The sequence below is a fragment of the Flaviramulus sp. genome (assembly GCF_982512915.1).
Window position 1 is genome coordinate 1 of record NZ_CEWOCJ010000032.1, and the last position, 8950, is coordinate 8950.

At 30.7% G+C, this 8950-nt stretch carries 10 protein-coding genes; 4 read left to right on the top strand and 6 right to left on the bottom strand.

Features of this window, described 5'->3' with window-relative positions; genetic code table 11:
• Nucleotides 1-71 precede the first annotated feature (71 nt).
• The 5 genes from AC1XJX_RS13050 to xrtF all read right to left on the bottom strand — a co-directional run bounded on the left by AC1XJX_RS13050 (nucleotide 72) and on the right by xrtF (nucleotide 4557).
• Complete coding sequence (locus AC1XJX_RS13050) at nucleotides 72-2318, bottom strand: TonB-dependent receptor (RefSeq protein WP_482004428.1); 2247 nt, start codon at nucleotides 2316-2318, stop codon at nucleotides 72-74.
• Entirely contained in the window at nucleotides 2319-3038 is a 720-nt protein-coding gene (locus AC1XJX_RS13055) for a heavy-metal-associated domain-containing protein (RefSeq protein ID WP_482004429.1), read from the bottom strand.
• An 80-nt stretch (nucleotides 3039-3118) separates the two neighbouring features.
• Entirely contained in the window at nucleotides 3119-3526 is a 408-nt protein-coding gene (locus tag AC1XJX_RS13060; protein ID WP_482004430.1) for an HYC_CC_PP family protein, read from the bottom strand.
• Nucleotides 3527-3584: 58 nt separating this feature from the next.
• A complete protein-coding gene (locus AC1XJX_RS13065; RefSeq protein ID WP_482004431.1) occupies nucleotides 3585-4013 on the bottom strand; it encodes an exosortase F system-associated membrane protein in 429 nt (142 codons plus the stop codon).
• Nucleotides 4006-4557, bottom strand: a complete 552-nt coding sequence (gene xrtF, locus AC1XJX_RS13070; protein WP_482004432.1) for an exosortase family protein XrtF — start codon at nucleotides 4555-4557, stop codon at nucleotides 4006-4008. The genes AC1XJX_RS13065 and xrtF overlap by 8 nt, the downstream gene beginning before the upstream one ends.
• A gap of 64 nt (nucleotides 4558-4621) precedes the next feature.
• Here xrtF and AC1XJX_RS13075 point away from each other — a divergent pair, with 64 nt between their 5' ends.
• From AC1XJX_RS13075 to purH, 4 genes are all read left to right on the top strand, one after another.
• Nucleotides 4622-5077 carry a GAF domain-containing protein gene (locus AC1XJX_RS13075; protein ID WP_482004433.1) on the top strand — a complete coding sequence of 152 codons (456 nt, stop codon included), beginning with the start codon at nucleotides 4622-4624 and terminating at the stop codon, nucleotides 5075-5077.
• A gap of 66 nt (nucleotides 5078-5143) precedes the next feature.
• Nucleotides 5144-5674: a sulfatase-like hydrolase/transferase gene (locus AC1XJX_RS13080; protein WP_482004434.1), complete on the top strand. Its 531-nt coding sequence runs from the start codon at nucleotides 5144-5146 to the stop codon at nucleotides 5672-5674.
• Nucleotides 5675-5762: 88 nt separating this feature from the next.
• A complete protein-coding gene (locus AC1XJX_RS13085; RefSeq protein ID WP_482004437.1) occupies nucleotides 5763-6584 on the top strand; it encodes a sulfatase-like hydrolase/transferase in 822 nt (273 codons plus the stop codon).
• Between the two features lie 141 nt (nucleotides 6585-6725).
• Nucleotides 6726-8258: a bifunctional phosphoribosylaminoimidazolecarboxamide formyltransferase/IMP cyclohydrolase gene (gene purH / locus AC1XJX_RS13090; RefSeq protein ID WP_482004435.1), complete on the top strand. Its 1533-nt coding sequence runs from the start codon at nucleotides 6726-6728 to the stop codon at nucleotides 8256-8258.
• A 79-nt stretch (nucleotides 8259-8337) separates the two neighbouring features.
• Here the strand turns inward: purH and AC1XJX_RS13095 are convergent.
• A partial coding sequence (locus AC1XJX_RS13095) for a T9SS type A sorting domain-containing protein (protein WP_482004436.1) occupies nucleotides 8338-8950 on the bottom strand: 613 nt, incomplete at its 5' end.

Consider the following 8950-nt stretch of genomic DNA (forward strand, 5'->3'; position numbering starts at 1 on the left):
AAAAAGTGTCATTCCCGTAAATAGCATACCTATAATTATTATTTTTTTCATATTGTCTTTTTTAATTTGTTTTAATTTATTTTAAATCTTAATCCAGCGTAATACATACTTCCAAAAATTGGTCCATATACAAAGTTAGTATCAAAATTTGAACCAAAAGGGTCATTAGCCCCTAAAATAGGATTTGGCTGTCTCACATTTGTTAAATTTTCAGCTCCTAAATATATTTCAAAGGATTCAGAAAAAACTCTTGTTATTTGTGTATTTAATGTTCCAACCGTTGGTGTCCTTTCGGATAATTGATATTGTATTGGATTTGTTTCTGTTGAAGAAAAGCGTTGGGTTCCTAACCAGTTGTAAGTAGCATCAAGTTTCCATTGGCTAGCATCTGCTTTTTTATTAGTTTCATAAGAAGCATTTGCAAACAAACGATGTTTAGGTATTAAAGGTTTTTCAAGTCTGCCAACCAAATAATCAGTTTTCACATCATAAAATTTGTAAGCTGTTCGTAAATCAAAATTTTCAAAAAGATTATAATTCAATTCAAATTGAAAACTGTTTGCATAACTTTTTCCATCTAAATTATAAAAATTAACTTCTCGTGGATTTTCAAAATCTACAACCACTTGGTTTTGAAAATTTGTTTTGTAATAATCAATAGTAATATCAGCTTTTTTTCCAAAAAGATTAAATCCTTGTAAAAAAGAAAGCCCATAATTCCATGCAATTTCGGGGTTTAAACCGTAAATGTTTCCATTAGTATTTAGAATATTAATGTTTCTTGAGGTTCCGAAAATATTTTGATTTTCTGCAAAAATATTAGCGCTACGTTTTCCGCGTCCAAAAGAAGCTCTTAAAGCCGATTTAGACCAAGGTGTATAGCGTGCATGCAATCTTGGTGTTAAAAAAGTGCCCAATAAATTGTGACTATCTACCCGAATACCTGCAGTAATATTAAACTTATCCAAATCATCAAAATTATATTCAAAAAAAGTACCTAAAGCCCTTTCTATTCTTTCGTAATTAGAATTCAGATTTTGGGTGTCTAAAAACTCATCATACGAATCATAAGTGTAACTAATACCTGTTTTTATTTTATGCCTAGAATCTGAAATAATTGAATTGTAAATAGCATTAGTATATAAGCTATTGTGTGTAATATCATATTGTTTCAAACCGAAATAGGAGTCTTGCTTATGACTACTATAAGCTGTTTGAATCCCTATACTTTGCCAAGGAATATCTGGGTTAACATAACCTAATTTAGCAGACACTTCATAACGTTGGGTGTCAATTTCACTTCCCCAAGCATTAGTTGTTAACTTATCTGTATCAGAATTAAAATTTATTTGTCCTGTTTGTTTTTGGTCATTTAAAAATTTGAAATTAATAAAACTTACAAATCCATTTTTGGTGTCAATGTATTGCCATCGGTTCATCACATTAATTTGTTTTTGCAATGGCATGTCTAGAAAAGAATCTTCGTTTTTATCAAACTTTTCCTCTCTTATATTCCCATGTAAATACAATCCAGTACTCCACTTATCGGATATTTTGGTGTTAACATGTGTATTCAACTCAAGACGTCCGTTTACAGAACCATAGGCATTTACAAATAATTTATTATCTGTTGAGGGTTTTACCAATTCTGCGTTTATTTGACCTGCAATACTCTCATAGCCATTAACTACACTACCAGCTCCTTTAGTAATTTGAATACTCTCTACCCAAGTTCCTGGTATAAAACTTAAACCAAAAGCTTGTGATGCCCCTCTAATTGAAGGAATATTTTCAGTAGCTATTAAGATATATGGTGAAGTTAACCCTAACATTTTAATTTGACGTGCACCTGTTACTGCATCGGCAAAATTAACATCGATAGATGGATTGGTTTCAAAACTTTCAGACAAATTACAACAAGCTGCTTTCAACAATTCATCGCTGCTTACATTTATAACATTTGAAGCGCTTAAATATGATTTTGCTGTAGCTTGTTTTCTTGAAGTTATCGTAATAGCGTCCAAACTATCTGTTGGCTCCAACCAATGATGTATCATTTTAGCTTCAGTAATAGTTAAAGTATCAGTTTTAAATCCAATGTAACTTATCACTAGTTTTTTATATCCCGATTTATAGGGAATTGTAAACTTTCCATCAATATCTGTAACTGTTCCTATTTCGGTATCTAACCAATAAACATTGGCTCCAGCCAAACCAATATGTTCGTTTTTATCATTAGCTTCCATAATCATTCCTGATATCTTTTCTTGCGAAAAAAGACATGCTGGAAGCAATAATATATATATTAAAAATTTCATTTAATTGTAAATTTTAATTAGCATTATAGTAGCCATTACTATCATAATAGTATTTTCAATAAAAGTTGCTTTGGTCATATGTAATTTTAAAGCAGTTCCCAGGCATGCACATTGGATTGATTTTTTATCTAATAAAGATTTTGTAACACCAATAGTAGTAACCCCTAAAACAATTAAGGTTACAACTAAAGCTATTGATATTTGAAAACGTATTAAAAACATCAACCCAAGAGCTACCTCTATGAAAGGATAGATCCAACTATAAAAAGGAACTACCTTAGCGATTGGATCGTACATTTTAAAAGATTCTGGAAATCCTTTTAAATCTAAAAGTTTAAAAAAACTGAAGACGATATAAAATAAACCCATAAAGTCGAGCATAAAACTATCCAAATTCCAAGATTTAAAATTGATTAGAATAGCAGCAGAAATAATGTAAATAAAAATCAGAAATAATGGAAAAAGCTGTTGTAAATCACTTTTTTGTTTATCTGTATTATCAACTATTTTAAAAATATTTTTTTCTGAAATTTGATACTTACTAGCCAATGCGTTTTGTAAAGTTTCTAATGGAATATGTTGAGACATCTCAATAATTACCTCAGAAGTTTCTAAATTAACTGTAACGTTTATAACATCAAGCGTTTCGCTTAAAGCCTTTTCAACTGAGGCTCTGCATCCATTACAGGTCATGCCTGCAACTATATATGTATGTTTCATTGTTTTTAAATTTGATTTATTAATAATTTACATTCTTTTATCAATTAAATAATTGAAAAGATTGAATAAAAAAATTAATATCAAATAATAAAAACTTGGTCTAAAACCTGAATATCGGCTACCAAATTGGGTGGAGAATAATCTTTGTGAGGTGTTATTTGTTGAGATAAACCTTCAAATAAATTATTATATGAATAAGCATATGCCACAACAAAAAGTTGTTGTGAAAAATATAGATCATCAAAAGACGAGAATTTTAGTTCATCTTGACCTTTAATTACATCAACCTCATCTTTACAACAAGATTTTTTTTGAAAGGTCTCCATTGAAGGCATTTCCATATCACATTTTTTTGCTTCAGAAAACACTGAAACATCAACTAAAACATCTCCACAGTAATGTTTTTCAATAGTAAAAGATACTGTTGAAAATAAAACTAAAAAAGCTAAAGCTATTGAAAACGTTTTATGTAAAATGATTTTTTTCACTTTGCGAAATTACAAAAAACTTAATGATTATAGTCTGTTTTTATTAAATGATTAACACTTAGCTCCTTATTTTATGATAATAAAATGCTGGAAATAAGATTATTAATATAATAGGCTGAATTAAAAACCTTCTTATATTAAAAAAAATATAATAATCTTCTTGTCTAGGATTTACAACAAAAAATAAGTAAAAGAGAATTAACACAATAAAAGCAATGACATAAATTAAAACAGAAAACTTCAATATACTTTTATCTCTAAAAAAAACATACAAAACCCAAAGAGAGATTAAGGTATTTAAAAGATAACGCCATGTTGTATAAGCTACTAATTTTGCAATTTCCCTGCGTGGACTATCTATATACAAATAATCATTTTTAAAAAAAGATAAATAAGGATCATAAAACAAATCATTCTCAAACCATCTTATTAAAATCAATAAACCAAATAAAAATAGCAACAATATGTATTTAGTGATTTTAATCATGATTCTGTTTTAATTTAGAAAAACGATTCACCCAAAAAATCCAAAGCAAAAAAATCATACCGTATATAATTCCAGGAAAAACTACAGTATGCAAAATATCTTCGTATTGAGGATAGTGGTATAAACCAAGAGTCAAAATAATTATACGGAATAAGTTTATTGAATAAATTAAAATACCCCCATAAAGGATATAAAAAAAAGTTGTTTTTGCTTGTCCTGAAAAAGCGATAATAAATGAAACAAACAAAATAAGGATACTTACGCCATTACAACCCTCAATTATTCTAGCTAAATAATTACCATTAATAATAACCTTCATGGAAGGCTCATCTGGATGTGGTAAAACTTCTGTATTATAACCAAATGTATTTATAATTAATTCTGTTTGTTTTGATACTAAATGCGTAATATAATCTGGATAAAACTTGGAGCCATCTGAAAATTGTAAATAAAATTTATACCCGAAAGACAAAACACTATACACCACCAAAAACGTTAGTATAAATTTTATTACTAGTTTATATTTTACCAAAAGTGACTTCAAAAAAAACAAAATTGAACATCGAAATTACACCTTTTTAAATACTTTTACCAAAACTTTTTTAATTATGACCTTCGAAAAACTAAAACCACAAGTAGAATCTGTTATTTCCAATTCTGAAATAGACAAAAACGAACGTCTTTTAAAAGTTTGCGAATTGCTTGAAACCCATATTGATTATTACAATTGGGTAGGTTTTTATTTTAAAAATGGTGATAAAGAAGAACTTATTTTAGGCCCATATGTTGGTGCACCAACAGACCATACTATCATTCCTTTTGGAAAAGGGATTTGCGGACAAGTAGCAGTTAGCAACCAAAATTTTGTAGTGCCCGATGTTTCTGCGCAAGACAACTATATTGCGTGTAGTATAACCGTAAAAGCGGAAATTGTAATTCCCATTTTTGTAAATGGTGAGAATATTGGGCAAATTGATATCGACTCTAATACTCCAGACCCATTTACTGAAGCTGACGAACGTTTTTTAGAATTTGTTTGTTCTAAAGTTGCTGAAATTTTTTAACAATTACTAAAACTATACTTACTTTTGATTAGATAAAAAAGTAACCGTTCAATAAAATTCAAACTTATGTTTTTTAAACCAGCTTGTCGTTTTACAACATTGATACTGGTTTTGCTATTTCTTTCTTGTAAAGAAAAAACAGAAACACCTTTAAAAAAGCTTCCACCAAACATTATTTATATTTTGGCTGATGATTTAGGCTATGGCGATTTAAGTTGTTATGGTCAAAAAAAATTCGAAACTCCAAACATTGACAAATTAGCATCACAAGGCATGCTATTTACTCAACATTATTCTGGCAGTACTGTTTGTGCGCCTTCAAGATCTGCTCTATTAACTGGCATGCATACTGGGCATACAATGATAAGAGGAAATAAAGAAGTTCGGCCTGAGGGGCAATATCCTATTCCTGACAGCACCTTTACAGTTGCTGAAGCAATGAAAAAAGCAGGATATACAACTGGAGCTTTTGGAAAGTGGGGTTTGGGGTTTCCGGGGTCTTCAGGTGATCCAACCAACCAAGGTTTTGATACTTTTTTCGGTTTTAATTGTCAGCGTTTAGGCCATAATTATTATCCCCCGTCATCTATGGCATAACAGAGATTCGATTATACTAAAAGAAAATTACGGAGATAAAAAAGGAATTTATGCCCCAAGTTTAATTCACGAAAAAACGTTACAGTTTATTGAAAACAATAAAAAAAATCCTTTCTTTTTATATGTAGCTTCTATTATTCCCCATGCAGAATTAGTAGCTCCTGAAAATATTATTAAAAAATATAGAGGCAAATACCCTCCTGAAAAGGAATACAAAGGTTTAGACATTGGACCAAATTATAGAAAAGGCGGTTATGAATCTCAAAACGAGTCACATGCTGCTTTTGTAGCAATGATTGAAATCTTAGACACTCAAGTGGGAGAAATCATAAAAAAGGTTGAGGAAGCTGGAATTGCTGATAACACTATTATTATATTCACATCAGATAATGGTCCTCATACTGAAGGAGGAGCTGATCCTGTTTATTTTAATAGTAATGGCCCTTTAAAAGGCACCAAACGCGATTTATACGAGGGAGGAATTAGAGTGCCTATGATTGTTAGTTGGCCAGGAAAAATAATTCCTAATTCTAAAACTAATCATATATCTGCTTTTTGGGATATTTTTCCAACATTTACCGACATAATTAAAGCTAAAAATCCTAAAAATATAGATGGCATATCGGTTTTACCACTGCTTTTAGGTGATGCGGATAACCAAAAAGAACATGACTACCTGTATTGGGAGTTTCATGAAAGAGGTGGTAGACAAGCCATACGAAAAGGACATTGGAAAGCCGTTAAGTATAATGTTTTTAAAAATCCAGAAGGCCAACTTGAACTTTATAATTTATCAGTAGACATTGGAGAAATTAAAAATGTTGCTGATGAACATCCTGATATTTTAGAAGAAATGGTAGAAATTCTTAAGGAGGCGAGAACGCCATCAAATGCATTTCCCTTTAATTAGCAAGCTCTAATTAAACAATATTCATAGTTGTTAACAACTCTTCATTTTAGTTAAAAAATCAATACTATTTTGGTTGTTAGACAAGGCAAAATTTTACTTTTTAATTACTATTTTTGCGCTTCAATTCATAACCCACTAAAAATGAGTAACGAAAAAACCATAAAATCAGCTTTAATTTCTGTATTTAGTAAAGACGGACTAGAACCCATTGTTAGGGAGTTTAACAAACAAGGTGTTACTATTTACTCTACGGGAGGTACACAAAAATTTATAAATGATTTAGGTATTGACGTTGTTCCGGTTGAAGATGTTACCTCATACCCTTCCATTCTTGGAGGTAGAGTAAAAACATTACACCCTAAAGTTTTTGGTGGTATTTTAAATCGTCAAAATCATGCTGGTGATGTTGCTGAATTAGCAGAATATAACATTCCACAAATAGATGTTGTTATTGTTGATTTATATCCATTTGAAAAAACAGTTGCCTCTGGCGCAATCAATCAAGATATTATTGAGAAAATTGATATTGGAGGTATTTCATTAATTAGAGCTGCTGCCAAAAATTATGCTGATGTAATTTGTGTATCTTCTGTAAATGATTATGCTGAATTTTTAGAATTAATTTCTGCTAACAACGGAAGTATTTCTGAGGAAGACAGAAAGCGTTTTGCTGGTAAAGCATTTAATGTATCATCACATTATGACTCCGCTATTTTTAATTATTTCAATAAAAACCATGATGAGGCTGCATTAAAAATTAGCGAAACTAATGGCAAGGTATTACGTTACGGCGAAAACCCACATCAAAGAGGCTTTTTCTTTGGGAATTTTGATGAAATTTTTACGCAACTACACGGTAAAGAATTAAGCTATAACAACCTATTGGATGTTGATGCTGCGGTAAATTTAATTTTAGAATTCAAAAACGAAGCTCCAACATTTGCCATCTTAAAACATAACAATGCTTGTGGTTTGGCACAAAGAAACACTTTGCGTCAAGCATATGTTGATGCGTTATCTGGCGATCCTGTATCAGCTTTTGGTGGGGTTTTAATTAGTAATAAAGAAATTGATTTAGCTACCGCCGAAGAAATTCACGGTTTATTTTGTGAAGTTGTAATTGCTCCTTCTTTTGCTGATGATGCATTAGAAACTTTAAAAGGAAAAAAGAATAGAATTATTTTAAAACTTCATGATATTGAAATGCCAAAAATGAATGTTAGAAGTTGTTTAAATGGGGTTTTATTACAAGACAGAAATAATATTACAGATACTGTTGAAGGTTTAAAAAATGTAACCAATACAAATCCAACAGAAAGCGAATTAAGTGATTTAATTTTTGCTTCAAAAATTTGTAAGCACACAAAATCTAACACTATTGTATTAACAAAAAACAATCAATTACTTGCAGCCGGAACCGGACAAACAAGTCGCGTTGATGCATTAGAGCAAGCTATTCATAAAGCGCAAACTTTTAAATTTGATTTAGAAGGTGCAGTTATGGCGAGTGATGCATTTTTTCCATTTCCTGATTGCGTAGAAATTGCTAAAAATGCAGGAATTACTGCCGTTATTCAACCAGGTGGCTCTATTAAAGATCAATTAAGTATTGATTATTGTAATGACAATAATGTTTCTATGGTTATGACAGGCACGCGTCATTTTAAACATTAAACTCAAAACAAAGTCAAAATAGGAAATAAAAAAAGAGCACTTTTTAAGTGCTCTTTTTTAGTATGTAATAATATACTAGCTAATTCTTAACCACTCTTTTAACAATTGAACTTCCAGAATCTTTATCTCTAATATTTAAGAAATACGTCCCAGTAGTTAAACTTCTCATATCTATAGTCGCGTTTCTACTATTTGAAAAGTCAATGTTCATAATTTGCTTTCCTAGCATGTTTATGACCTGAATATCTAAATTAAGATTTTGAGATCCTTGGTATTTAATAGATAATTCGCTTTGAACCGGATTTGGATATAGCGTAAATTTAAAGTTAGACTCAAAATCATCGATACTCAAGGAAGCACAATCTACTCCGGTGAGTCTTGTTATTGAAATTGGGTTTGATAAATCAAAACATCCTGATAAACCCGAAACATTCTGACCTACTGTTAATCCTGTTAATCCATCTTCGTATCTCAAGTACCAAATATCACAAACTCCTGCAGGCGCACCTTCTAAATTGAATGGTCCAGCACCTGGCGTTCCTAAGATTTCTCCTGTCGCTTGATCTGTAATTACATATGTACCATTTGTGCCACTTGTAGTTGAACTTGTAGTAAATTCTACTGCAATTAAATCATCTGTTCCTTCACCTACACAAATACTAGCTGTTGTATCTGTTGTTCCTGCTATTTGA